This window comes from Vibrio sp. SCSIO 43140 (genome assembly GCF_023716585.1).
GTDB classification, from domain to species: Bacteria; Pseudomonadota; Gammaproteobacteria; order Enterobacterales; family Vibrionaceae; genus Vibrio; species Vibrio maritimus_B.
In genome coordinates this window covers 669,321-694,013 of record NZ_CP071850.1, presented here as the reverse complement: position 1 = coordinate 694,013, position 24,693 = coordinate 669,321, and the positions used below count along the sequence as shown (strand labels likewise).

Below are 24,693 nucleotides of genomic sequence, written 5' to 3'. Positions count from 1 at the left end.
TGTATAAAGAAACAGTATATACTGAATTTACATACAGTAGTGTTCATTTAAACAGGTAATTAAAATGCTGTCTCATCTAAGTGTTAATAATTTTGCTATCGTGAAATCGCTGCAGTTAGAACTTTGTACAGGTATGACAACCATCACTGGCGAAACTGGCGCAGGTAAATCCATTGCGATAGATGCTCTCGGTCTTTGTCTTGGCGGCAGAGCGGATGCGGGTGCGGTCCGCGCCGGTGAAGACAAAACCGAGGTTACCGCTGCATTTGCGATTGAGAATAACCAGCAAGCAACGCGCTGGCTCGAAGACAATGACCTGTTTGATGGCACTGAATGTATTTTGCGCCGCACGATTACCAAAGAAGGACGCTCACGCGCCTTTATCAATGGCAGCCCGGTCCCCTTGTCGCAGCTTAAAGCATTGGGACAACTGCTCATCAATATTCATGGTCAACATGCTCACCATCAGCTGATGAAAAGTGACTACCAGTTGAGTCTGCTCGATCAGTACGCAGGACATACAGCACTGCTCAAGCAAGTCCGCTCCAAATACCAAACTTGGAGAAGCGCCGACATTGCTCTTAATCAGTTAAAAGAAAACAGCGCCAATAACTTAGCTCAGCTTCAGCTTCTTGAATATCAAATCAAGGAACTCAATGAACTAGCTATCGGTGAAGAAGAGTTTCCTGAGCTTGAGCAAGAACATAAGCGTCTATCAAACAGCGGTGAGCTTGCCGTTACCTGCCAGCAAGCTATCGACATTATTTATGAAGGCGATGAAGTCAACGCACTGGCTATGCTTCAAACGGCGAGTAGTAAACTTTTGCAACTTGCTGAGCTAGATTCAAGTCTAGCGCCGCTACCTAACATGATTGAAGAAGCGATCATTCAAATTGAAGAGGCCAATACTGAGCTTCGAAACTATTTAGACAAAATCGATGTCGACCCTGAGCGCATGGCTTATGTTGAGGAGCGTTTTTCCAAAATCATGTCCCTCGCCCGTAAGCATCATGTTATGCCCGAGGAGCTCTATCAGCATCATCAAGATCTGCTGGCACAAATAGAGGCGCTTGATTGCTCTGATGAGAAACTTGCAGAGATGGAACAAGAAGTTACCGCGCACTTTGAAGCCTATGTCAGAGCCAGTGAAAAGCTCAATAAGTCACGCGGTCGCTATGCAAAAGAGCTTAATAAGCTAATTTCTCAAAGCATGCATGAACTTAGCATGGAGAAGGCGAAGTTCGCTATTGATGTCTCCTTCCAGCCTGAGCACCCTTCTCCAACCGGTATGGATAACGTCGTGTTCCTAGTGTCGACCAACCCAGGTCAACCGATGCAGCCCATTGCCAAAGTGGCGTCAGGTGGTGAGCTTTCACGAATCTCTCTTGCAATTCAGGTTATTACCGCACAAAAAGTCGATACACCGAGTCTTATTTTTGATGAAGTGGATGTGGGTATCAGCGGCCCTACCGCAGCGGTCGTGGGTAAAATGCTTCGTAAGCTTGGTGAGTCGACTCAAGTACTGTGTGTTACCCACCTACCACAAGTTGCGGGTCACGGTCATCAGCAACTGTTTGTTACTAAAACTACAAAAGCCAACAAAACAGAAACGAGCATGCTTAATTTGAATGAGCAGGAACGCATCAGTGAGTTGGCTCGTTTGCTTGGTGGTAGCCAAATCACCGACTCAACATTGGCCAATGCTAAGGAGCTACTGATCGCAGCATGATTACGTTAGGTGGAGATAGTTCCCTAAACCGGGAAAATTAACCAAGGATTGCTGCTCAACTCATAAAACGAGCGCCAATAGCCCTATCTAGAGCAGACAAGTTTTTACTTCTGGCTCATCCTTGTTTATTATCTTTGCAGTTTCAAAAATCGACGTTGTAAATTAGAGCTATGCAATTAAAGAAGTGGTTACTTGCATTACCACTAGCACTTAGTGTGCTGACAGGATGTTCAGTAATAGAAAAAATCGTTTATCGCATCGACATCAACCAAGGCAACTTCGTTGAGCAAAATGCGGTAGACCAACTGCGCTATGGCATGACCAAAGAACAAGTTCGCTTTGTTCTAGGCTCACCTATGCTGGTTGAAAATGGTTATCCAAATACGTGGTACTACATTTATCACGCAACCAAAGGTCACGATGACCCGGTTCAACAAAACCTTATCGTCAACTTTGATGGCAGTGGCACACTCGCAGCGATTTCAGGAGACTATGAGGCGAGCGACAACTTTTTCGACGCGCTCAACTAACCTTATCGGATTCAAAAAAAGCTCGCCTAGGCGAGCTTTTTTAATGTTCAGAAAGTAATAATTTCTTAGCTTGTCTCAGAATCTTTCTTCCGAAGCGGAGATGGCTTTCCGCCAGTGACTGGATCGGCTTTCCCGGAGTTCTTCGCCTGTTCTGCGCGTTTACGTCTGATCTCTTTAGGGTCGGCAAGCAATGGACGATAAATCTCGATTCGATCCTTATCTCTGACTGTCGCATCAAGTTTAACATTTCGACTAAACACGCCGACTTTGTTTTCAGACAGGTCTATCTCTGGGTAAACCGCGAGAACCCCTGATTTTTGAATGATCTCTTCTACCGTCGATTCGTGGTTTACCACCAACTGAAAAACACGCTGCTCTTGAGGCAATGCATAAACCACCTCAACGTGGATTAGCTGCGAATCAGCACTCATAGGTGTAAACCTCTTTGGCACGCTTTGTAAACGCGTTAACCATATTGCTCGTTACATCGTGGAAGATCTTTCCAAAAGCGAGTTCAATCATTTTGCTCGAAAACTCAAACTCAAGCTTAAGCTCAACTTTGCAGGCTTGATCATCAAGTGGAATGAAAGACCAAACGCCCTTAAGCATCTTAAAAGGACCGTCAACCAGCTCCATCAAGATTTCGCTTCCATGCACTAAAGTATTCGCGGTAGTAAATGTTTTACTGATCCCTGCCTTAGAGACGTCAACCGATGCAACCATCGCTGAGTTGGTCGCCTCTAATACTCGAGAACCTGAACAGCCCGGCAAAAAATCAGGATAACTGGCGACATCATTGACCAAGTTAAACATTTGATCAGCACTAAACATCACGAGCGCTGAGCGAGTCACTTGTTGCATAAAAACTCCCCAAACTAAAAGGTTGCCCCCGATTCTACTGTTAAGCAGCTGTTAGCTCAAGTCGTACGCTCACACCCTATAAGAATCGGGAGGTAACCCAAGCTCACACAAAACAAAACCTTGGCGAATAAAACCCTTTCCTTAACACAAAAACAAGCCGTATAATGACCCCATTATGGTAAAGAAGAATTCAAAGAATAAAGCGGGTAGCAATACCATCGCTCAGAACAAGAAAGCTCGCCACGAATTTCACATTCAGGACGAGATCGAAGCTGGTATCGAGCTGCAAGGCTGGGAAGTTAAATCCCTACGCTCAGGCAAAGCCAATATCGCTGAGAGCTACGTTTTCCTACGTGATGGCCAAGCTTACATCAGCGGTATGTCTATCATTCCGCTTAACCAAGCATCAACTCACATTGTTGCAGAGCCAACGCGCGTGCGTAAACTGCTCATGCACCGCCGCGAACTAGACAAGCTTATAGGTCTAGTTAACCGTGACGGTATGACGCTGGTTGCTACGACTATGTATTGGTCGCGCTCTTGGGCTAAGATCAAGGTAGGCGTCGCGAAAGGTAAAAAGCTTCACGACAAACGTGCTGATTTGAAAGAAAAAGATTGGGCACGTGATAAAGCGCGAATCATGAAGAGTAATTTGCGCTAAAACTGACCAGTTAAACTCCGCAGTGCTAGACAGGCCAAGCTTTTCTGGTAACATGCGAAGAACACTTTGGGGCTGATTTAGGATTCGACAGGAATTTTGCAGTCTGAGGTGCATGCCGTGGGGCGGTTGGCCACGTAAAAAGCCGCAAAAAAATAGTCGCAAACGACGAAAACTACGCACTAGCAGCTTAATAACCTGCTCAGAGCTCTCTCGCCCTAGCTTCCGCACGTAAGACGGGGAATAACGAGAGATCAAACCCAAACGCGCTAGCCCGGATTTTCCCACCTGAGAGATGAACGGCGAATTATAATTCAGGTTAGCCATTAACTAGCGTGTCGGTTCGCAGGTTGGTGGTGAATTTAAAGATCGACTAAGCATGTAGTACCAATGATGAATGGTTTTTGGACGCGGGTTCAACTCCCGCCAGCTCCACCAAACGTTTGGAAAGGGCGATAACTCTCTGAGTTATCGCCCTTTTTGTTTTATATTCGATTAAGAAGACTCATTGCATCTATCGTTGATGAGATTGAGGTACTTTATTAAATCCTCATCTGACATTTCCAACAGCCTGTCTCCCACATACCATTCTATGTAGCTTTGATCCGCTAGCATGCCTTGTTGAGGGTTACCTATCCAAAGGCTGTATTCTTTTGCCAGTCGATCTCTGAGCGATATTGCTCGGTCTTGGCTAATGGGTAGATGGATGTGCAGCATGTTCGCTTGGGGCTGCTTAGGGTTTGGAGTGATGTTTGGAAACGCATCGAGCAATGCGTAAACCTGCTTTGTACGCTCAAACAGTTGAGGCATCACGGCAATTCTCTCATCAATCTGCATCGCCGCCGCAACGACATAAGGGGTTCTATGGTAAACGCTGCCACCTTGTCTGTGCATCCATACGGCGGCTTTTTCAATAAAGGATTGCTCACCGAGCAGCAATGCTCCACCTAGCCCACCAATGCCTTTATAGAGAGAGACGTAGGCAGAGCTAAAACCTTTGGCAATATCAGAATAGTCTTTTCCATAATAGGCAGCCGATTCCCAAAGCCTTGCACCGTCCATATGAAGATGAATGTCATTTTGCTGGCAGTAACGCTTGATTGAATCAAGCTCTTCATAGCTAGGTAGCTGTCCACCGATTTCTCTCATCGGCAGCTCATACAATACCGCACCTAACTTATCCTGTATCTTTTCTAAATCCGGTAAGCTCCACGAAGTATAAGGCTTACCAACTGGAAGCAAACAAAAGCGATCTTGTAGCTGGTAACCTTGGTTTTCATGAATATAGATATGGCTCGATGAGTGCATGGCGACGTTGCGGCACTGTTTCATTTCGCAAGCTATCTGCAACGCTGTCGGCTGAGTCATGGTGCCTGTCACCACAAAAAGACCTGCCTCGAAACCCAGCATGGCGGCCACTTTTTTCTCGAACGACTGAATTAAGTCCCCTTCACCATATCGGTCATGTTCGATGTTGTGCTGCTGACACCAGTCTGCCATTCGGGCAAACATGTCTGCAGGTGAATACTCTTTGTTGCCCGGCAGTGAAATCCGACATTGTTGCTGCATTGCTCTTCCCTATCATTCGTTCTTTTATGAACTAGAGTACCACCAGCAATGCGATTAATAACAGCGCTCTAAACGAATCACATTCATATTGTCAGAAGGCTCATGGTTAAGGTCAACTTGATTCAAGCCAAGTCGTTTACATACCGCTACTGCCGCCGTATTACCCGCACGGGTTTCAGCAAATATACAACGTGTACCAAACTGTTCGATACCGTAACTAATGAGCTCAGACATCGCCTCGACAGCCAAACCTCGCCCTTGCCTGTCGACTGCAAGACCGAAACCGATAGACGCCTGATTGTCTGACTCTAGACGAAACGCCACGGTGCCAATAACTTGGTGACTCTCTTTGCCTTCGATAACGAGCTGAAATTTGGTGCGTGGCACCTGATGAGCTTGCTCGACAAACATCTCGAGTAAGTGGGCATTAAACTCTGGTGAACATTCTTCTTTAGGGTAAAAGGTTTGGTACTTAGGGTGAGAGGTCATTTGAAGCCAGGCTTCGATGTCTCCGAGGTCAAAATCTCTTAAGATAAGCCTTTCCGTTTCTAGATTGAGCGCCATTTTTTTCTCTTTGTTCGTTCGACGTACTTCGTCATTCCAGTGAGTGTTCAGAATAGTAGCTCACACTTGGTTATGCGAATGTAAATTATCGAATCACACTGTGATGCAAACCTAAAAATCCTCTGTAACGCTAAAAGTTGCTGAGAATTCACTCACAACATCCCCTCAGCTGTGCTCAACACGTCTTAATCCGCATTTTTTGGTTTCCAAGTGATTGGATTATCGTTACCATTTAAATGTCGTAACGACACAAATCTATTCTCAGGGCGGGGCGAAATTCCCCACCGGCGGTAAGTCATCATGATAAGCCCGCGAGCGCCTGATACTGAGTATCAGGGTCAGCAGATCTGGTGTGAATCCAGAGCCGACGGTTATAGTCCGGATGGGAGAGGATAAGTATTATCGAGACACTTGGACACCTTATTGAAAAGTGTCGGTGCTTTGTGCGCCATTTTTCGATAGAGCAACACGATGATTTTCGGCACTCATTGAGTGGCGATGGCTTTCGTGTGGCTTGGCTATACCTTTTGGAATCAATAGTTTTATCAAATAGATAGACTAGTGCTTCCCCATATCTATGCCCTGATTCTGGTACTAATATTTAGGAGTATTACCATGAATCAGAACCAAACCTCACTACTGGCCGAATTTGGCACACCTCTAGAGCGAGTTGAGATCGCTCTACAAGCACTGCGCGAAGGTCGCGGCGTACTGCTTCTCGATGATGAAGATCGTGAAAACGAGGGCGATATCATCTATTCCGTTGATCATCTTACAAATCAGCAAATGGCACTGATGATCCGCGAGTGCAGCGGTATTGTTTGTCTGTGTATCACTGATGAACAAGCTCAGCAGTTAGACTTGCCGCCAATGGTAGAGAACAACAACAGTGCAAACCAAACCGCGTTCACTGTCTCTATTGAAGCGAAAGTGGGTGTCACAACAGGCGTATCGGCAGCCGATCGCGTGACGACAATCAAAACTGCTTGTCAGCCAGGTGCACGCCCAGAAGACTTAGCGCGCCCGGGTCATGTATTCCCACTACGAGCGAGAAAAGGCGGTGTACTTACTCGCCGCGGACATACAGAAGGCACCATCGATTTGATGCAGATGGCTGGTCTCTCTCCATTTGGCGTGCTTTGTGAGGTAACAAACCCTGACGGTACTATGGCCAAAGCACCTGAGATTGTTGAGTTCGGTAAGCAGCATAGCATGCCTGTTTTAACGATTGAAGACATGGTGCAATATCGACTTGCCGGCGCAGAACAATCTGCGTAAGTGAATAGATAGAATACGAAGCCGCTCAATAAGAGCGGCTTTTTTTGTAGGCGCCACCATAGCTCGCTTCGTGTATCTCTAGAGAGGTGTCGATCTGCTACGAATACACTCTACAAGTATGATGGCTAATCTAAATGCTCAGTTCGAACCTTAATACTCTATTGACACGCACCAAGGTCCTTCCAGACTCCCCATTGGCCAGATTTAGTGGGTTCATCACCTTGGGTCCACCACTTAGCCGAGTAGCGATGACCTTGGTAGATAACTTCCGCACCACCGTTGTATACCGCTGACGCATCCCATGTATCTGCGCAAACGACGCTGCCACCATCCGCTTTCACTGTGACGACATGAGATTTGCTAGTGCTTAGAGCGCCATCACTCACCGTTACCGAAATCGTGAAGTCTGTGTCTACCGATAGGCTCGGAGCAACAAAGCTAAGCGTGCTGCCTTGAGTTGCTACAGACAACTCTGCCGGCGCTTGCCACGTGAACGTGAGAGGATCGCTTTCTGCATCTGTCGATCCCGACGCATCCAACACAACTGTGTCATTTGCGCTTGCCACTGCTGGACCATTCACTACGGCAACCGGTGCGGTATTGGTAGGCGTTGTGCTCGTTGGGTTAACCGTCACTGTTGCCGTCGATGTCCCTGTCGCACCTTCATTATCAGTGACCGTTAATGTAAAGCTGTATTGCTCGCTAACCGTGACCTCGCCAACCGTGACACTAAGTTGCGCTGTGTTAACACCCGTTACCGCCACAGGTTGCCCTGCGGTTTGTGACCAAGCGTAACTGACTATTGAGCCATCACTATCACGGGATGCACTGCCATCAAGGACGAGGGTTGCAGGACCAACGACCGTTTGATTGCCACCTGCATTGGCTGTTGGAGCTCGGTTCACTGGTGTGCCACCAGCTAAACCTTCATGCATCGCATTAAGGATGTCACCGTTATCAGCGTCAATCTCCCATGAGAACAGTCCCGCAAAGCCTTGTGCTCGAACATACTGACCTTTCGCGATGACAGAGCGAGCATCATCAAACGTCACGAGCTCACCGGTTGAACGATTCCACACGTACGGAGCTTCTGCCAGCTCATCATAGCCATACTCAAATCCGTTGATACCAGTATTGTTTGGACCAATCATAAATGACTTCAAGCCTTTATAATCAATCACACCATCTTCCCACACACCTTGCGCTGTTGAGCCTTTAAGCTTGCCTGTTGCCACGCCTGTCATAGGGTCAGTGGGATCGGACAGAGTATCTGGCGTCACACCTTCCCAACCACGACCGTACATTGCAGCGCCAACCACTAACTTGTTCGCAGGAACACCTTTCGCGAGAAGAAGCTGAATACCGTTATCTGTGGTGTATGCAGGCCCTTTATACGGCACACCCTCCGCGTCCACACCCGTTCCATCACATTGACCAGGGCTCATGAAGTTACCGCAATAGAGCGCAGCTTGATGGCCGGGTACGTTGTTCCAACCACCATAGAAGTCGTAGGTCATCGCGAAGATGTAATCCATATGAGGTACAGCATCGGCATAGTTCACATCTTCAATCTTGTCATACCCGACACCAACCGCGGACGTCAGTTCATAGGTACGGCCAGTCTCGACGGTTAGCTCATCTAGCATGATTCGAAGTTCTTGCATTAATGCAGCATAAGCATCACCGTCTTTCAAAGGATCACCAAGGTCGGGAGCGGCCCCTTGCCCACCTGGGTATTCCCAATCAATATCCACACCATCGTAGAACTTCCACGTCTGTAGGAAGCGTTTAACGGACGCAACAAATACATCTCGATTCGCTTTATCAGTAAAGCTGTAGAAGGGATCTGAAAGGGTCCAGCCACCGATTGAAGGAAGGATTTTGAGATCGGGATTGCGCTGTTTGAGTGCCATGAGCATTGCGTAATTACCTTTGATAGGTGAACTATACTCATGCCCCGCTTGTGGGAAACTCTTTTGATAGGCCGCCCACGGATCGTGGATAACCACTTCATAGTCGGGCATTCCCTGACACGCTGTTTGAAGCGCATTGAAGCTGTTACCACCAACCGATTTAACTGACTCGTTTGGACCACAAATAGGAATAAAACCATAGATAATATGGGTTAGGTTATCGACGGGAATATTGTCCACGGTAAAGTCGCGACCGTAGATCCCCCACTCGACAAAATACGTCCCGACGACGGTATTTGGATCTGTATTGAAGGTCTTATTGTTAGGGTCAACGTTCATGGTGAGCGGCGCTAGGTGTGCACCATCAGTATCGGCAACAACCAGTTCAGCGGGCGCGCTGCGGCTACAGCCTGTAGCGTCACACGCTTCCACTTCAACCTGATAGCGGCCTCCTTTTGCATACGTAAAGCTAGCTAAGGTTTGACTGCCGGAGATAGGGCCGGTTGCAACCTTGACTCCATCAAAATAGATGTTGTAGGTGTCACCGGTTGTGCCACTCCATTGATTAAATTGAATACCGATATCAGCGGCATCTTTATACTGCACCATCTGGTTGTAACCAGAGGTCGTTTCCATTGCTAGTTGAATCTTTGAAAATTGTAAATTGTTTGAGCCGTAGACATCGATAGACGGCGCAGCAGGAGCAGCCGTGACGCTTTGACTCACTGCCAATGCGACCCCTGATAAGCCTAATAATAGTTTTTTCATTGCCATTCTCTTTCCTTGAAAGACGAAAAATTTCCTGCTCACAACTGTTTACAAGCTAAAAAACGGGTCAAAAGTTCAATAACTTAAGATGTATTAAAAAGTTGTGAACATCGGTATTTATTAATAGGCAGGTGTGTTTATTTTTTGTGCAAAAATAAAACTCACTTCGAGTCACCACTCAAAATTAGATCCTTTGTCTCAGGCATTTTCATTAACACTTCAACCCTGTGCCCAGAATTTTTCACTCATTTAAAAGATCACAAAAGTCATAAATGCCAAACCCATCCACCAAACAGATAGTCACCCCACCCACACATAAGGAAGATGAATAACTATACATAAACCACATAAATAGCCGAAGCTGATCCGTTAGTACTGGAAAAGTGACCACGCTTGTATGACAATGAGCCTCACATTAGTCGGGGGGCATTTATGCTGAGATCACCATTGTGGTGAGACCCGTTGAACCTGATTCAGTTAGCACTGGCGTAGGGAACTGATAGACAATGCAAAAAGACTCACTACCCGAGGCGTCTTTGGCAGGGCTATGGCTGTTCCTTCGCAGAAAAGGAGCATTTATGGTCACAACATCGCAACACACCCCTATCGTATTAACCATTGCCGGCTCAGATTCTGGCGGTGGTGCTGGTATTCAAGCGGATATTAAAGCGATTTCAGCCACAGGCTCTTACGCCTGCTCAGTCATCACAGCGCTTACCGCTCAAAACACTCAAGGTGTAACAGGCATACTTGGCATTGACCCAGATTTCGTCAAAGCACAGCTTGACGCGGTCTTTAGCGATTTGAATGTTGTCGCTGTCAAAATCGGCATGCTGGCTGATGCCAATATCATTGGCGCCGTAGCCGAAAAGCTACGAGAGTACCGGCCGCAATACATCGTTCTCGATCCGGTTATGGTTGCCACCAGCGGCGACCTTCTTCTTGAAAGTAGTGCCATTAATGCTCTCAAAACACAACTTCTACCATTAGCGACCGTGATTACTCCGAACCTGCCAGAAGGCGCAGCACTATTAGGTTGTGATGTTCCACAATCTCAACAAGATATGGAAGCACTCATCGACGCACTACGTGCTTTAGACACCCCTGCTGTTTTGCTAAAAGGTGGGCACTTAGAGTCAGAGCAAAACAGTAATGATCTGTTGATCACTAATAGCGATGTTCAGTTCTTTAATACCACTCGAATCGCAACAAATAATACCCATGGTACGGGCTGCACCTTAAGCTCAGCGATCGCGTCCTTCCTAGCAAAGGGCAACGCTCTCGATGACGCAGTAAAACTGGGGAAAGACTATATTACCCAAGCGATAGCCCATGCTGATGAGCTTAAGATCGGTAAAGGTCACGGCCCCGTCCACCACTTCTACGCCCTGAATAAAGACGCCTAAGACCAATGACGCCAATTCGTATTCAAGGAGCGACCCTGAGGTATTTGGGCGATAGCAGCGCAATATTCTCAGGGTTAGAAGTGAGATTTGAACCGGCTACATGGACGGCCATTCTTGGCCCAAGTGGCTGTGGAAAATCGACGTTGCTGCGCTACATAGCTGGGTTGCTCACTGATAAGGTCGAGTTTTCAGCAACAGAGTTTTCACCACCACTTGATGTGTTAGCCGGCCAGGTCGCCTACATGGCGCAGCAAGATCTGCTGATGCCATGGCTATCCGTGCTCGATAATGTGTGCCTAGCCTCTCGCTTAAATGGCAAGAAAGTGGACGCGCGGACTCTTCAAAAAGCACTGTCACTGCTGGAGAAAGTGGGGCTAGCGGATAAAGCCGCTTCAAACCCCAATGATCTATCTGGTGGTCAAAGGCAACGTGTCGCATTAGCTCGCACCTTAATGCAAGATAAGTCCGTCGTGTTGATGGATGAGCCTTTTTCAGCGCTCGATGCCGTCACGCGCTACAAGCTACAAGCGCTCGCATCTAACCTGCTCAAAGACAAAACTGTATTGCTGATTACCCATGATCCGCAAGAGGCGCTTCGTTTGGGTGAGCAGATCCTAGTCATGAATGGTAAGCCCGCGCGACTGCACAGCATTACTCCACCAAAGCAAGGAATACCTCGTGATATAGACGGCGAGTTCGCCGCTATTCAACAATCCATACTCGAGCACTTAGCTGGGAGTCACACAGAAAAACTCGATGTCCCTGAACGGCAAGGAGGCTCCCATGACGCCACTCGCTGAGGTTGCGAATCGAAACCACAAACAAGCGTCAAAGCAAGGTTTAAGCGCCGTGATGCGCGTGATCATTAGCTTGGTGATCATCTTGGCTATCTGGAAGAGCATTGTGGTTATTTTCGAAATGCCAAGCTTTATCCTTCCTGCGCCAGAGGCGGTATTTATAAAGCTTTTCGAGCGCCATGATGTGTTGCTCAAGCATACCTGGGTGACTAGCCAAGAGATATTGCTAGGTCTGCTACTTGGGCTGTCTATGGGGCTTTTCTTTGCTCTGCAGATGCTGCTGTTTCAGCCAGTAAAACGCTGGCTACTGCCGATTCTTATTACTAGTCAAGCGATCCCTGTATTCGCGCTGGCACCTATTCTAATGCTTTGGTTAGGGTATGGCATTGCCTCCAAAGTTGTCATGGCAGCACTGATTATCTTTTTTCCGGTAACCACTTGCTGTTATGACGGATTGCGAAATACACCGACGGGCTATTTAGATCTCTCGCAAACAATGGGCGCAAATCGTTGGCGTCAGCTTTGGCATATCCGCTTACCAGCCTCCTTGCCAGTGCTAGCATCGGGCATTCGTGTTGCTGTGGTTGTTGCTCCGATTGGCGCAGTTGCCGGCGAATGGGTGGGGTCAAGTGAAGGGCTTGGCTACCTCATGCTGCAAACCAATGCTCGCATGCTCATCGATGAGATGTTTGCAGCCCTGTTTATTTTGGCGGCAGTATCTGTCTCTCTCTACTTCATTACAGATTGGGCGCTAAGACGCCTTATCCCATGGGAAAATAACTAAATTCAAAAGGAAAAAGTATGAAATCCACTTCAACTAAAGTCATCGCAGCGCTGCTCACTGCTATGACGACATTCGCCGCAAGCGCTGCCGATAAGTCGATAACGCTGATGCTTGACTGGTTCGTGAACCCTAATCACGGCCCTATCGTCATTGCTCACGAGCGTGGCTACTTTGAAGAGCAAGAGCTAGAAGTCAACATCCAAGAGCCTGCCGATCCAAGTACACCAGCTAAGCTGGTTGCAGCAGGCAAGGTGGACATGGCGGTTTCGTATCAAACCAGCCTAACCATTGATGTTGCGGCAGGTTTGCCTCTTATTCGCAGTGCAACGCTCATTGCCACACCTCTGAACACCATGATGGTATTGGATAATGGTAAGATCAATTCTCTCGCGGATCTCAAAGGCAAAAAGATCGGTATCGCTATTGCGGGTAATGAAGAAGCGACCATAGGCACTATGCTGCAAACCGAAGGCGTCGCGTACAAAGATGTGCAGATCATCAACGTTGGCTGGGCACTGTCATCGTCATTAGCGTCAGGTAAGGTTGATGCCATTTGGGGCGGTCTGCGTAACTTCGAAACAAACCAACTAGAGCTCGAGGGCTTCAAACCAAAGGCCTTCTTCCCTGAAGAGCATGGCGTTCCGACCTATGAAGAACTGGTTTTTGTTGCTAATGCAAAGACTCATGACAAAGAGGCCATCGCTAAATTCAACCGTGCTATCGAGAAAGCGACGACCTACATCGTCAATCACCCTCAAGAATCTTGGAATCAGTTTGTTGCTTACGCGCCAGACACGCTAAACAACGAGCTTAACAAACGAGCATGGCGCGACACGCTAACGCGATTTGCACTGCGTCCATCGGCCATCGACACTGCTAAATATGATGCTTTCACAAACTTCATGTACCAGCACAAGATCATCTCGAGTAAACCAGCAGCAGAGACCATGGTACCTGTACTGTAGGAGCAATTATGAACCATAAAGACCTTATCAATGCCTGCCAAAGCGAATGGCAAGGCTATACCGAACATGAATTTGTGCAGCAACTTGCTAAAGGTGAGCTTGAGCAAAAAGCGTATTTGCACTACCTAAAGCAGGACTTTCTGTTTCTAAAGCAATATGCCCGCGCTTACGCCTTGGCGATCTATAAAGCCAAAACACTAACTCAAATGCGTGAGGCAGTACCTAGCGTGGCTGCCCTACTTGAGTCTGAGATAGGTCATCATGTTTCATATTGTAGCCAGTGGGGCATTACTGAAGCAGACATGGAAGCGGAAACAGAAGACTTTGGTACCGTGGCGTATACACGCTATGTGCTCGATGCCGGCATGACAGGCGAGCTTGTTGATCTGTATGCGGCATTAGCACCTTGCGCTATCGGCTATGCGGTGATCGGTAAAGCACTCATCGAGTCGCCTACTACGTTATTAGAAGGTAACCCGTACCGCAGTTGGATAGAGCTTTATGCTGGTGAAGATTTTCAATCAGGCGTTCGGATAAGTATTGAACGTTTAGACACGTTACTCAAAGACATTGAGCTCGATAGCCCAAGAGGCCGAGAGCTCATACACGTGTTTAAAACAGCAACAAGAATGGAAATTGCCTTTTGGCAGCAAGGTCTTGATACAAAATAATGCGACGATGCCGACCTCTTGGTCGGCATTTTTTCATCTCGTAACCGCTCATTTAACAAACAAAAATCACATCCTCAAGCCGCATTTCGGATTTTGTGCCCAAAGTCACGCGTTAACACAATATTTACAACTGAGTTTAACATTAGCAACAAAGTTAGGTAGGATGTCGGCTCGTGTTTGGTATGTTCAAACACCTCGCGCTCTCTTTCATCATGCTTTTCGTGCAAGCAAGGACGATTGATAAAGGATGAGTATCAACAAGTGATGTCGAACAATCAGACCATGAGTCGCTGAGCTTCGACCTCATCCCCAGCTTTACAGGGAAGAACTATGCAGTCTTTAGTTGATTTTTTAAACGGGATTATCTGGAGTCCCGCTCTTATTTATTTATGTCTTGGTGCAGGCCTTTTCTATTCCATTCTTACTCGATTTGTACAAGTCCGTCATTTCTTCGAAATGTGGCGTCTACTGCTATCGGGAAAGAGCTCTGAAAAAGGTATTTCATCGTTCCAGGCGCTTGCCGTTTCACTGTCTGGACGTGTCGGTACAGGTAACATTGCGGGCGTAGCAGCGGCTATCGGTTTCGGTGGTCCGGGTGCGGTATTCTGGATGTGGATGGTGGCCTTCTTTGGTGCTGCTACTGCGTATGTCGAGTCGACACTCGCGCAGATCTATAAAGAAGAAGATCGTGGCGAGTTCCGTGGTGGCCCAGCCTACTACATCGAAAAAGCGATGGGTCAAAAGTGGTACGCGTGGATTTTTGCAATCGCGACTATCTTTGCGTGTGGTGTCCTACTTCCGGGTGTTCAGTCGAACAGTATCGGTAACGCAGTAGAGACTGCATTTGGCACTGGTGCGATGATTGACACAGCGATCGGTACTATCAGTTTTGCGAAAATTTTCACTGGCGCTGTTATCTCTATCATTCTAGCTTTCATCATCTTCGGTGGCGTTAAGCGTATCGCGCATTTCACTCAGATTGTTGTTCCTTTTATGGCACTTGCGTACATCATCATCGCGTTTGTAATCATTCTTCTGAACATCGGTGAAGTGCCACGTATCGTGGGTATGATTCTCGGCGATGCCTTCACACCTATGGCAGGCTTTGGTGCCGCAATTGGTTGGGGTGTTAAGCGTGGTGTTTACTCTAACGAAGCAGGTCAAGGTACTGGCCCTCACGCAGCGGCAGCAGCAAACGTTGATCACCCTGCGCAGCAAGGGCTGGTTCAGTCTTTCTCTATCTACATTGATACCCTGCTGGTTTGTTCTGCAACAGCATTCATGATTCTTATCACTGGCGCGTACAACGTGCACGGTCCAGAGAGTACATTCCTAGTTCAAAACCTCGCTGAAACCTTTGGTGCTAACGGCCCTGCGTTCACTCAGCTAGCAATTGAAAGTACTATGCCGGGTGTTGGTAAGCTGTTCATTGCATTTGCACTGTTCTTCTTCGCCTTTACTACAATCTTGGCGTACTACTACATTGCAGAAACCAACATTGCTTACATTCGTCGTACCTTTAAGGTAAATGGCCTAATGTTCCTACTGAAGCTGGTTCTGATCACCTCGGTATTCTACGGTACGGTCAAAGCCGCCAACCTAGCTTGGGCGATGGGTGATGTCGGCGTAGGTCTCATGGCGTGGCTAAACATTGTGGGTATCTTGATTATCTTCTTCATTGCTAAGCCAGCTATCGTGGCACTTAAAGACTACGAGAAGCAGCAAAAAGAAGGGGTTGAAGAGTATACGTTTAACCCAGTCGCACTTGGTATCAAGAACGCAGATTACTGGGAAGGTCGATACGAGCGTAAAACAGGTAAAAAGCCTGAAGCGGCTCAAGAGGCGGATTCTGGGTCGACTCAGACGCAAACGTCGTAATCAAACTTGGCGATCGCTTTAGGTAGATCCCAGCCAGCGCAGGGATGACTGAAGTAGCCAATAATCGTTTAAAAAAGAAAAAGGGGTAGCTTGGCTACCCCTTTTGTCATTCACTGTTCCCGAATGAATGAAACTTAATTTATGCCGCCACTTCTTGTGCAGAAGTTACCGGCGCTTTTTTCTCACCGATAGGCAAAATTGTGCGGCCGTACTCGTTGTTCAGTACTTGAGCCATTGCGAAGTAAATCGCGCTAGCGCCACAGAAAATTCCTTCGAAGCCAGCGATGGTACCGATCAGTTCACTGCCGAAGAAGTCACGCGCAGCCAGCAAGAAGAACAGAATGGTCAATGAACCAAATACAACTTGCTTAGCCACTGGGTAGCAAAGTGAACCGATAAACATGAAACCAGTAAATACGCCCCAAAGCAGTAAGTACCAGCCCATAAACTTCGCCGGACTTGCTGGAAGACCCATGTAAGGCATAACAATAATGCCTACCAGCGTCAGCCAAAATAGACCGTACGAAGTGAAAGCCGTGGTGCCGAATGTGTCACCACGTTTAAAGCACATCATGCCAACAAACACTTGGCTTAGACCGCCATAGAAAATACCCATCGCTAGGATCATCGAATCAATCGGGAAGAAACCTGCGTTGTGGATGTTAAGTAGAATGGTCGTCATACCAAAACCCATAAGGCCAAGCGGCGCTGGGTTAGCGAGTTTGTTAGACATTGTCAAAGAGCCCTAAATTCAAAATTAGTTACAAAAATTGTAGGGAAATTTTAATTTAAAATGTAAATGTTGAGCAGACCCATTATTTGCAATCTAAGTTTTACCGATTGCATATTCGTATTCAGTCTTTTCCGACACGCGTAAAAAAAGCCGACATAACGTCGGCTTTTTACAATCTAACTTATCTCAAAGAGGTTACTTATCGAAGAGATTAGTTATCGAGGGTTATTCCCACTCGATAGTCGCTGGTGGCTTACCAGAGATATCGTAAACAACGCGAGAGATACCGTCTACTTCGTTGATGATACGGTTAGAAACCTTACCTAGGAAGTCGTATGGTAGATGCGCCCAGTGAGCGGTCATAAAGTCGATAGTCTCAACCGCACGTAGAGACACAACCCAGTCGTACTTACGGCCATCGCCCATTACACCTACAGAGCGAACTGGTAGGAATACCGTGAACGCCTGAGATACTTTGTGATAAAGGTCTGCATTGTGCAGCTCTTCAATGAAGATAGCATCGGCACGACGCAGTAGATCACAGTACTCTTTCTTGATCTCGCCAAGAACACGAACACCTAGACCTGGACCAGGGAATGGGTGACGATAAAGCATGTTGTATGGAAGACCTAGCTCTAGACCGATCTTACGTACTTCGTCTTTGAATAGCTCGCGAAGCGGCTCAACAAGACCCATTTCCATATCATCAGGAAGACCGCCCACGTTGTGGTGCGATTTGATGACGTGTGCTTTACCTGTTTTCGATGCTGCAGATTCAATAACGTCTGGGTAGATAGTACCCTGAGCTAGCCACTTCGCGTTTTCTAGCTTCTTCGACTCTTCGTCGAATACGTCTACGAATACGTGACCGATAGTCTTACGCTTCTCTTCTGGATCAGACTTGCCTTCAAGTGCTGCAAGGAAACGCTCTTCTGCATCTACCTTGATGATGTTTAGGCCGAACTTGTCGCCAAACATCTCCATCACTTGCTCGCCTTCGTTTAGACGAAGAAGACCGTTGTCTACGAATACACAGGTCAGTTTGTCGCCGATAGCGCGGTGAACAAGCATCGCTACCACTGATGAGTCAACACCGCCAGACAGACCAAGAATCACTTCATCGTCGCCTACTTGCTCTTTAATGCGAGCAACCGCGTCTTCGATGATAGAACCTGGCGTCCATAGACGCTCACAGCCACAAGCACCAAGAACGAAGTTCTCTAACATTTGCAGGCCTTGCTTGGTGTGCGTTACTTCTGGGTGGAACTGAACACCGTAGTATTTCTTCTCTTCGTTTGCCATTGCTGCGTACGGACAGGTATCCGTCTCACCAACTTTTACGAAGTCTGCTGGGATTTCAACAACTTTGTCGCCGTGGCTCATCCAAACATCTTGAGTTTCTTCAAGATCTTTAAAGATTGCAGAGTCACCAGATACTTTAACTTGTGCGTAGCCAAATTCACGCTCGTTAGAGCCCGCTACTTTACCTCCAAGCTGCTCAGCCATGGTTTGCATGCCGTAGCACACACCAAGAACTGGAACACCTGAATCAAATACGTACTGAGGAGCACGTGGAGAGTTGTCTTCCGTAACGCTTTCTGGACCACCAGATAGGATGATACCGTCTGGGTTGAATTCACGAATATCCGCTTCTTCTACGTCCCAGCTCCATAGTTCACAGTAAACACCGATTTCACGAACACGACGTGCTACTAGCTGTGTGTATTGAGAACCGAAGTCTAGAATCAGAATTCGTTGGTCATGAATATTTTTCGTCATTTTGGGCAATCTTATCAGCTAAGTGTTGAAAACGGAGGCGAGTTTACCCGCCTCTCATCTTTGCTTCAAGGAAAAAAGCAAACGTTTACGTAGGATTTATTTCACTACGTTGTCGTTATTAACCTAAGTGGCTAATTAACCTGAGCGATTAATTAACCCAAACGGTAGTTAGGTGCTTCCTTGGTGATTTGAACGTCGTGTACGTGAGATTCGTTTAGACCCGCACCAGAGATGCGAACGAATTCTGCTTTAGTACGCATGTCTTCGATAGTTGCAGAGCCCGTTAGACCCATGCTTGAACGAAGACCACCCATTTGCTGGTGAACGATCTCTTTTAGGCGACCTTTGTAAGCGATACGACCTTCGATACCCTCTGGAACTAGCTTGTCAGCCGCGTTGTCAGATTGGAAGTAACGGTCAGAAGAGCCTTGAGACATTGCGCCAAGAGAACCCATGCCACGGTAAGCTTTGTATGAACGACCTTGGTAAAGGATAACTTCACCTGGTGCTTCTTCAGTACCAGCGAACATTGAGCCAACCATGACACAAGATGCGCCAGCTACGATAGCTTTACAGATATCACCTGAGAAACGGATACCGCCGTCGGCGATAACTGGGATGCCATACTCTTCAGCTGCCGCTGCCGCGTCTGAAATCGCTGTGATTTGAGGTACACCAACACCCGTTACGATACGAGTTGTACAGATTGAACCAGGGCCGATACCTACTTTAACTGCGCTTACGCCAGCTTCAATCAGTGCTTTAGCACCTGCAGCTGTTGCAACGTTACCACCGATGATGTCGAGATCTGGGTAGGCTGCGCGAGTTTCGCGGATACGGTTTAGAACACCTTCAGAGTGACCGTGTGAAGAGTCGATAAGTAGAACGTCAACACCAGCTTCAACAAGCGCTTTAACGCGTTCTTCGTTGCCAGCGCCAGCACCCACTGCAGCACCAACGCGTAGACGACCTTGCGCATCTTTACATGCGTTAGGCTTACGTTCTGCTTTGTGGAAATCTTTTGCTGTGATCATACCGGTAAGTTGGAACTCGTCGTTTACAACCAGTACCTTCTCTACACGTGCGCGGTGCATCTCTTCTTGTACTTCTTCACGAGAAGCACCTTCTTTAACAGAGGCTAGGCGCTCTTTTGGCGTCATTACTGCTTCTACTTTCTTAGAAAGGTCAGTAACAAAGCGAACATCACGACCAGTGATGATGCCTACAAGCTCGTTGTTTTGTGCAACAACAGGGAAACCTGCAAAGCCGTGCTTATCAGTCAGCGCTACCACGTCAGCGATAGATGCATCTGGGCTAACCGTTACTGGGTTAGTCACCACGCCTGCTTCAAAGATTTTAACTAGACGAACTTGCTCAGCTTGTTGCTCGATAGACATGTTCTTGTGGATAAAGCCAATGCCACCTTCTTGGGCTAGCGCGATCGCAAGACGCGCTTCTGTCACTGTGTCCATAGACGCAGAGATCATTGGAATATTCAGAGTGATATTCTTGGTCAGCCGAGTGCGAAGATCAGCTGTGTTTGGGAGAACGGTGGAGTGAGCTGGAACGAGTAGTACATCATCGAACGTCAGCGCTTCTTTGGCAATTCTTAGCATTTGCAATATCTCACAATAGAGGAGTTTAAAGGATAATCCGCCCTTATCGTTTCGCATAATAAGGTCATTTGGATTAGATATTGCGGTGGGATTATACGCCCGACGAAATCGCTTGGCTACACATTTTTCTATTTTTTATTTGCATTTACCCCCTTGATATGTATTATATTGCCGCTAATTTCCATACTCACGTCTTTGAGATTAGCTGTGTCCCTATCCCCGCGATCTACTTCTCATTCATCTTCTTCCAATCAGAACATTTACACGGTCTCTCGTCTGAATTCCGAAGTACGTTTGTTGCTAGAAAATGAAATGGGGATTGTCTGGTTAGTCGGTGAAATCTCTAACTTTTCCGCCCCTGTATCCGGCCATTGGTACCTGACGCTAAAAGACTCTCGCGCTCAAGTTAAGTGCGCTATGTTTCGCGGTAATAATCGCCGAGTCACCTTTAAGCCAGCCAATGGCAATCAGGTATTGGTAAAGGCGCGTCTCTCGTTATACGAGCCGCGTGGTGATTATCAGCTGATCATTGAATCAATGCAGCCCGAGGGCGACGGAAGATTGCAGCAAGAGTTCGAGAAGCTAAAGATGTCACTTGCGGCTGAGGGCTTGTTCTCCCAGTCTCTAAAGAAAGCTCTCCCTTCTCACCCTAAACGCGTGGGTATCATCACCTCCAAAACTGGTGCCGCTCTGTTCGATATTCTCGATGTACTGAAAAGACGCGACCCATCACTGCCTGTCGTTATCTATCCGACAACGGTTCAAGGTGATGCGGCGGCGATTGAGATTGCGCAGGCAATTGGACGCGCCAACAGCCGTAACGAGTGTGATGTATTGATAGTGGGTCGAGGTGGCGGCTCGCTGGAAGATCTTTGGTGTTTTAACCATGAGATCGTGGCAAGAACCATCGCGGCAAGCCAGATTCCAATCATTAGTGCGGTCGGGCATGAAATCGACGTCACTATAGCGGACTATGTTGCCGACGTGCGAGCGCCAACACCGAGTGCTGCGGCTGAGCTTGTCAGTAATGACACCTCACATAAGCATGAATCACTTAAAGGGCGTGAGCAAAGGCTGCGTAATGTTATGCAGCTCTATCTCGCGCAGAAAAAGCAGCACTTATCGGGGCTAACACAAGCACTCAACAGCTACCATCCAAAGCACCAGTTGCAGAGGCAGAGCCAGCTTCTTGATGAGTTTGAGTTCCGTTTGAGCTCAGCAATTAAGCAGCGCCTATCTCAAGAGACACTGCGCCTGAGCAATAAACAACACAGGTTAATGGCACTCTCACCAGCTCGCCAGCTCGACCGACAAACCAATCGATTAGATCAGCTACAGGTCAGGCTTAAGCAAGCTATGCAGAAACAGCTCGATAGCGCTAAGCATCAATTCGCCGTTACCGTAGGTAAGTTAGATACAGTCAGCCCACTGGCGACGTTGCAGCGCGGTTACTCTATTACTCAAGATGCGCGCGGACAGGTCATCACCGACGCTCAGAGTGTCGAAGTCGGCAGTGCGATCACCACCAAACTCGACAATGGCATTATCGAATCTCAGGTCACCAGCATAAAAGATCACAGCTAGACGACAGCTGCCATCTAGCTTCTATGCAAGGCTCTCAAAAACAAACTTAACGCGTGACTTAGACTTCAGTTCATTACAGCTATTACAAAAATAGCTCGCTGAGCCACACGCTTGAAGTTTCTCCAGCTCTGCTTCGCAGTCAGGGCAAAAACCAATCTTTTTGAAATGGACTTGGCATTGCCCGCAGTGATACTGCCCATCCCATTCAAGCTCTGAGTGGCACTTAGGGCACTGGTTTTGTTGAGTCGTCATGACTTACCTATATTAGAAAGTGATAATATTAACTATCATACGACTTTCTTTTCTGGGTTCGCATTGATATCAATCAAGCTCGGAGAAGCACTACGTAGAGGTACTGCACGCTTATTTCGACGCTTAACCTTGTACATTTCGCTGTCTGCTTGGCGGATTAACTTATCCATTGGCAGATCTGAACAGCACTGTTTGGTCGCAAATCCGACGCTGACAGAGATATTGGTATCATTCAGTGTTACGGGTTTGTTCAGCTCATCGCTCAATGTTTGATAAAAAGCGACGGCGCCGTCTTCATCAGGGAAGCAGCAAAACGCCAAGAACTCATCACCGCCATAACGCCCAAGTACGGCTTGTTCAGGCAAAAGGTGTTTAAGCTGCTCAGAAACAGCTACAAGTACTTTGTCACCAAAGCAGTGACCATATTCATCATTCACCTGCTTGAACTTGTCGATATCAACAAAAAAGCAGCCGAGAATATTACCGTCAAAACAGTGGCTCTGCTCTACTCTTTCCAATAAAGCACGTCTATTCAAGCAGTGAGTGAGCGGATCCATCTGGGCTTGAAAGGTAAGCTTATCCTCAAGAGCGTACTTCTCAAGCGCAACCGAATACACGGCAGACATCGATTCGAGTATCTCAATCTCAATCGCGAGCGGGGTAGAACACCTCTCGTCGTAGAGAGCGAATGTCCCTAAGCATTGCTCTTGAGTCGAGATGACAGGTACCGACCAGCAAGCTTTCACATTCGAAGAAGCGGCAAGCTCAAGAAACGGCGTCCAGTTGGCGTGTTTAGTTACATCGTCAACAATCACAGAGCGTTTCAAGTAGGCAGCAGCCCCGCAAGATCCCACTCGCTCACCAATTTCTAACCCATTAATAGCTTGGTTATACATAATAGGTAGCTTAGGGGCGGCTACCGTGAACAGGCAGTTTGTCGATTCATCCAACGATAAAATAGAAACTCGTTTTCTAGGAAATAGTCGCTCTGTAAGATCAACTATCCTTTCCACTAATTGGGTTTGGGGTAACCCTAGCGCGAGCTCTTTTAATAAATTATTCATGCCCTTATGGGCATCTATTAGCAAGTCTTTATTCATAGTTCGCGTCTTTTAATTTGCTACCATACGGCTCTAACTCTAAAGCTGTTGGCATTCTGTTTATTATGCGCTCGCGGCACATACTAACACAGGGCGCAAATAGATGAACTATTGACCAAAGGAATATTTGTACGTAATTTGAACCAGTACACCCTGGAACGACAAAAAACACGATCTTTTCTAGATCATCCCCAAAAGCTAGCTTGATCAGCGATCTGCTTAAAAAAGAACATTTATATAACCACATACCGAAAGCATAAGTTACATGTGCTGTTTTTCGATTTTTAACAGATTTAAATACCGAAAAGACCAAAATAAATCAGTCTAATTGAAATTTAATAAAAAGATCGTTTTTCTAATTATCGACTTACATGGGTGTGCATTTCGATATAATTGGCATCGATAGCTCGCAGTTCAACGTTTAATCGCTTCAGACTGTTTGTCGTTGTAACGTGCGTGCCACCACAAGGCATGACAACATCCATCCCGTCCAATCTACAATGCCAGTAACGAGAGCTGGTGAGGTAAGGACCTTCAAGCTGCATCTCTACTTCTGAACCCTCGCTAAGCCATAGATTAAGCTGTTGGTTGACCCTAGACTCTATCTCTTTAAGCTCTTCAAGTACCTGCGCAGTGTTAAGACCACGCTTTTTAAGCGTCTTACCTAAGCGATAGTTATCAAAGCAAGCATCCGGCGATACAAAGCTCTGCTCCTGTGCGTAGCTATTAAAATCATAGTGCCCTAGTCCATCTTTGCGATCGGCGTCTTTTCTCCAATACGCTTCAGCAAGAACCTTGTTGAGCGCCAAAGACGCTATATGACCAGCGCTGTGGCCGCGGCTTAAGCTATCTTGATACTCCTTGTCTACCGACAGGGAGACGGTCTCACCTTCTGATAATACGGCTTGTTTAGAAATGCGATGCACCACGACAAATACCCAGCCATCGGTATCTCGTTTTACTGGGATGGATTGCGCGACAAAGAGCCTTCCGGTTTCGAGCTCAACAGCACCAACTAAACAGTCTGTAACTTGGTACGATTCTGTGCTTGTTGATAACGTTCCTCTGTCTGCTGGGTGATCAGGCCAGATATGGCTAACAGGATGGAATGGCGTGTCTTTCACCACCACATCGCAATGTTCTTTATGATGGTTGACGAGTTGGATTTGGCTATCTAGTTGCCATGTTTGATTGCAGAAGTGCACTTTACTAGCGGTGATCATCTGTTTTCCTTACATCCTGGTGCTTTACACCATAA

General features: G+C 47.1%; 22 protein-coding genes, 1 other RNA gene and 2 riboswitches. Of the genes, 12 read left to right on the top strand and 11 right to left on the bottom strand.

The features are described 5' to 3' along the window. Positions 1–64 precede the first annotated feature (64 nt). A complete protein-coding gene (recN, locus tag J4N45_RS03365) occupies positions 65–1,729 on the top strand; it encodes a DNA repair protein RecN (RefSeq protein ID WP_252013661.1) in 1,665 nt (554 codons plus the stop codon). Between the two features lie 170 nt (positions 1,730–1,899). Next, the gene (gene bamE, locus J4N45_RS03360; protein WP_234494416.1) at positions 1,900–2,259 is read left to right on the top strand and encodes an outer membrane protein assembly factor BamE; all 360 of its coding nucleotides are present in this window, start codon (positions 1,900–1,902) and stop codon (positions 2,257–2,259) included. 65 nt (positions 2,260–2,324) lie between these two features. On the opposite strand, the gene J4N45_RS03355 is transcribed toward bamE, so the two are convergent. Beyond that, positions 2,325–2,690: an RnfH family protein gene (locus J4N45_RS03355; RefSeq protein ID WP_234494417.1), complete on the bottom strand. Its 366-nt coding sequence runs from the start codon at positions 2,688–2,690 to the stop codon at positions 2,325–2,327. Continuing rightward, positions 2,680–3,120 (bottom strand): SRPBCC family protein, encoded by a 441-nt coding sequence (locus tag J4N45_RS03350; protein ID WP_042476294.1) that lies wholly within the window; start codon positions 3,118–3,120, stop codon positions 2,680–2,682. The genes J4N45_RS03355 and J4N45_RS03350 overlap by 11 nt, the downstream gene beginning before the upstream one ends. Positions 3,121–3,295: 175 nt before the next feature. On the opposite strand from J4N45_RS03350, the gene smpB reads away from it, so the two are divergent. Beyond that, the gene (smpB, locus tag J4N45_RS03345; protein WP_042476291.1) at positions 3,296–3,781 is read left to right on the top strand and encodes an SsrA-binding protein SmpB; all 486 of its coding nucleotides are present in this window, start codon (positions 3,296–3,298) and stop codon (positions 3,779–3,781) included. 68 nt (positions 3,782–3,849) lie between these two features. After that, positions 3,850–4,216: a transfer-messenger RNA gene (gene ssrA, locus J4N45_RS03340) on the top strand. 57 nt (positions 4,217–4,273) lie between these two features. Here ssrA and J4N45_RS03335 read toward each other — a convergent pair. Together J4N45_RS03335 and J4N45_RS03330 are read right to left on the bottom strand one after the other, a co-directional pair. Then, positions 4,274–5,347: a threonine aldolase family protein gene (locus tag J4N45_RS03335; RefSeq protein ID WP_252013660.1), complete on the bottom strand. Its 1,074-nt coding sequence runs from the start codon at positions 5,345–5,347 to the stop codon at positions 4,274–4,276. A gap of 54 nt (positions 5,348–5,401) precedes the next feature. Further along, positions 5,402–5,911 (bottom strand): GNAT family N-acetyltransferase, encoded by a 510-nt coding sequence (locus J4N45_RS03330; RefSeq protein WP_252013659.1) that lies wholly within the window; start codon positions 5,909–5,911, stop codon positions 5,402–5,404. Between the two features lie 253 nt (positions 5,912–6,164). Beyond that, a riboswitch (FMN riboswitch) is annotated at positions 6,165–6,309 on the top strand. A 217-nt stretch (positions 6,310–6,526) separates the two neighbouring features. On the opposite strand from J4N45_RS03330, the gene ribB reads away from it, so the two are divergent. Then, a complete protein-coding gene (ribB, locus tag J4N45_RS03325; protein WP_252013658.1) occupies positions 6,527–7,189 on the top strand; it encodes a 3,4-dihydroxy-2-butanone-4-phosphate synthase in 663 nt (220 codons plus the stop codon). 158 nt (positions 7,190–7,347) lie between these two features. Here ribB and J4N45_RS03320 read toward each other — a convergent pair whose 3' ends face one another. Next, positions 7,348–9,870: a glycosyl hydrolase family 18 protein gene (locus J4N45_RS03320; protein ID WP_252013657.1), complete on the bottom strand. Its 2,523-nt coding sequence runs from the start codon at positions 9,868–9,870 to the stop codon at positions 7,348–7,350. 410 nt (positions 9,871–10,280) lie between these two features. Beyond that, a riboswitch (TPP riboswitch) is annotated at positions 10,281–10,382 on the top strand. Between the two features lie 66 nt (positions 10,383–10,448). Between J4N45_RS03320 and thiD the strand changes: the two genes are divergently transcribed. The 6 genes from thiD to J4N45_RS03290 all read left to right on the top strand — a co-directional run bounded on the left by thiD (position 10,449) and on the right by J4N45_RS03290 (position 16,371). Then, positions 10,449–11,276, top strand: coding sequence for a bifunctional hydroxymethylpyrimidine kinase/phosphomethylpyrimidine kinase (gene thiD, locus J4N45_RS03315; RefSeq protein WP_252014647.1), 828 nt, complete (start codon positions 10,449–10,451; stop codon positions 11,274–11,276). Positions 11,277–11,281: 5 nt separating this feature from the next. Next, on the top strand, positions 11,282–12,076 hold the full coding sequence (locus J4N45_RS03310) for an ABC transporter ATP-binding protein (RefSeq protein ID WP_252013656.1): 795 nt from the start codon (positions 11,282–11,284) through the stop codon (positions 12,074–12,076). Beyond that, positions 12,060–12,857, top strand: coding sequence for an ABC transporter permease (locus J4N45_RS03305; protein WP_252013653.1), 798 nt, complete (start codon positions 12,060–12,062; stop codon positions 12,855–12,857). The genes J4N45_RS03310 and J4N45_RS03305 overlap by 17 nt, the downstream gene beginning before the upstream one ends. A gap of 17 nt (positions 12,858–12,874) precedes the next feature. Continuing rightward, the gene (locus J4N45_RS03300; protein WP_252013652.1) at positions 12,875–13,822 is read left to right on the top strand and encodes an ABC transporter substrate-binding protein; all 948 of its coding nucleotides are present in this window, start codon (positions 12,875–12,877) and stop codon (positions 13,820–13,822) included. Between the two features lie 8 nt (positions 13,823–13,830). After that, positions 13,831–14,493, top strand: coding sequence for a thiaminase II (gene tenA / locus J4N45_RS03295; RefSeq protein ID WP_252013650.1), 663 nt, complete (start codon positions 13,831–13,833; stop codon positions 14,491–14,493). A 330-nt stretch (positions 14,494–14,823) separates the two neighbouring features. Next, positions 14,824–16,371 carry an alanine/glycine:cation symporter family protein gene (locus J4N45_RS03290; protein ID WP_252013648.1) on the top strand — a complete coding sequence of 516 codons (1,548 nt, stop codon included), beginning with the start codon at positions 14,824–14,826 and terminating at the stop codon, positions 16,369–16,371. Positions 16,372–16,510: 139 nt separating this feature from the next. Here J4N45_RS03290 and J4N45_RS03285 read toward each other — a convergent pair whose 3' ends face one another. The 3 genes from J4N45_RS03285 to guaB form a co-directional block, all read right to left on the bottom strand. Further along, positions 16,511–17,104, bottom strand: coding sequence for an acetate uptake transporter (locus J4N45_RS03285; protein WP_128647903.1), 594 nt, complete (start codon positions 17,102–17,104; stop codon positions 16,511–16,513). 225 nt (positions 17,105–17,329) lie between these two features. Further along, entirely contained in the window at positions 17,330–18,883 is a 1,554-nt protein-coding gene (gene guaA / locus J4N45_RS03280) for a glutamine-hydrolyzing GMP synthase (protein WP_042500759.1), read from the bottom strand. 152 nt (positions 18,884–19,035) lie between these two features. After that, positions 19,036–20,499: an IMP dehydrogenase gene (gene guaB / locus J4N45_RS03275; RefSeq protein ID WP_252014646.1), complete on the bottom strand. Its 1,464-nt coding sequence runs from the start codon at positions 20,497–20,499 to the stop codon at positions 19,036–19,038. Positions 20,500–20,706: 207 nt separating this feature from the next. On the opposite strand from guaB, the gene xseA reads away from it, so the two are divergent. After that, positions 20,707–22,083, top strand: coding sequence for an exodeoxyribonuclease VII large subunit (xseA, locus tag J4N45_RS03270; protein ID WP_353505877.1), 1,377 nt, complete (start codon positions 20,707–20,709; stop codon positions 22,081–22,083). Between the two features lie 21 nt (positions 22,084–22,104). On the opposite strand, the gene J4N45_RS03265 is transcribed toward xseA, so the two are convergent. The 3 genes from J4N45_RS03265 to J4N45_RS03255 all read right to left on the bottom strand — a co-directional run bounded on the left by J4N45_RS03265 (position 22,105) and on the right by J4N45_RS03255 (position 24,658). Beyond that, a complete protein-coding gene (locus J4N45_RS03265) occupies positions 22,105–22,335 on the bottom strand; it encodes a zinc ribbon domain-containing protein (protein WP_081936109.1) in 231 nt (76 codons plus the stop codon). Positions 22,336–22,370: 35 nt separating this feature from the next. Continuing rightward, the gene (locus tag J4N45_RS03260) at positions 22,371–23,435 is read right to left on the bottom strand and encodes a sensor domain-containing diguanylate cyclase (protein WP_252013645.1); all 1,065 of its coding nucleotides are present in this window, start codon (positions 23,433–23,435) and stop codon (positions 22,371–22,373) included. 359 nt (positions 23,436–23,794) lie between these two features. Next, positions 23,795–24,658 (bottom strand): alanyl-tRNA editing protein, encoded by an 864-nt coding sequence (locus J4N45_RS03255; protein ID WP_252013643.1) that lies wholly within the window; start codon positions 24,656–24,658, stop codon positions 23,795–23,797. Between the last annotated feature and the right edge of the window lie 35 nt (positions 24,659–24,693).

Bases quoted from the DNA above. Each gene is read 5' to 3' on its own strand.
- recN (WP_252013661.1), top strand. From the start codon at position 65: ATGCTGTCTCATCTAAGTGTTAATAATTTTGCTATCGTGAAATCGCTG.
- bamE (WP_234494416.1), top strand. From the start codon at position 1,900: ATGCAATTAAAGAAGTGGTTACTTGCATTACCACTAGCACTTAGTGTG.
- J4N45_RS03355 (WP_234494417.1), bottom strand. From the start codon at position 2,690: ATGAGTGCTGATTCGCAGCTAATCCACGTTGAGGTGGTTTATGCATTG.
- J4N45_RS03350 (WP_042476294.1), bottom strand. From the start codon at position 3,120: ATGCAACAAGTGACTCGCTCAGCGCTCGTGATGTTTAGTGCTGATCAA.
- smpB (WP_042476291.1), top strand. From the start codon at position 3,296: ATGGTAAAGAAGAATTCAAAGAATAAAGCGGGTAGCAATACCATCGCT.
- J4N45_RS03335 (WP_252013660.1), bottom strand. From the start codon at position 5,347: ATGCAGCAACAATGTCGGATTTCACTGCCGGGCAACAAAGAGTATTCA.
- J4N45_RS03330 (WP_252013659.1), bottom strand. From the start codon at position 5,911: ATGGCGCTCAATCTAGAAACGGAAAGGCTTATCTTAAGAGATTTTGAC.
- ribB (WP_252013658.1), top strand. From the start codon at position 6,527: ATGAATCAGAACCAAACCTCACTACTGGCCGAATTTGGCACACCTCTA.
- J4N45_RS03320 (WP_252013657.1), bottom strand. From the start codon at position 9,870: ATGAAAAAACTATTATTAGGCTTATCAGGGGTCGCATTGGCAGTGAGT.
- thiD (WP_252014647.1), top strand. From the start codon at position 10,449: ATGGTCACAACATCGCAACACACCCCTATCGTATTAACCATTGCCGGC.
- J4N45_RS03310 (WP_252013656.1), top strand. From the start codon at position 11,282: ATGACGCCAATTCGTATTCAAGGAGCGACCCTGAGGTATTTGGGCGAT.
- J4N45_RS03305 (WP_252013653.1), top strand. From the start codon at position 12,060: ATGACGCCACTCGCTGAGGTTGCGAATCGAAACCACAAACAAGCGTCA.
- J4N45_RS03300 (WP_252013652.1), top strand. From the start codon at position 12,875: ATGAAATCCACTTCAACTAAAGTCATCGCAGCGCTGCTCACTGCTATG.
- tenA (WP_252013650.1), top strand. From the start codon at position 13,831: ATGAACCATAAAGACCTTATCAATGCCTGCCAAAGCGAATGGCAAGGC.
- J4N45_RS03290 (WP_252013648.1), top strand. From the start codon at position 14,824: ATGCAGTCTTTAGTTGATTTTTTAAACGGGATTATCTGGAGTCCCGCT.
- J4N45_RS03285 (WP_128647903.1), bottom strand. From the start codon at position 17,104: ATGTCTAACAAACTCGCTAACCCAGCGCCGCTTGGCCTTATGGGTTTT.
- guaA (WP_042500759.1), bottom strand. From the start codon at position 18,883: ATGACGAAAAATATTCATGACCAACGAATTCTGATTCTAGACTTCGGT.
- guaB (WP_252014646.1), bottom strand. From the start codon at position 20,499: ATGCTAAGAATTGCCAAAGAAGCGCTGACGTTCGATGATGTACTACTC.
- J4N45_RS03265 (WP_081936109.1), bottom strand. From the start codon at position 22,335: ATGACGACTCAACAAAACCAGTGCCCTAAGTGCCACTCAGAGCTTGAA.
- J4N45_RS03260 (WP_252013645.1), bottom strand. From the start codon at position 23,435: ATGAATAAAGACTTGCTAATAGATGCCCATAAGGGCATGAATAATTTA.
- J4N45_RS03255 (WP_252013643.1), bottom strand. From the start codon at position 24,658: ATGATCACCGCTAGTAAAGTGCACTTCTGCAATCAAACATGGCAACTA.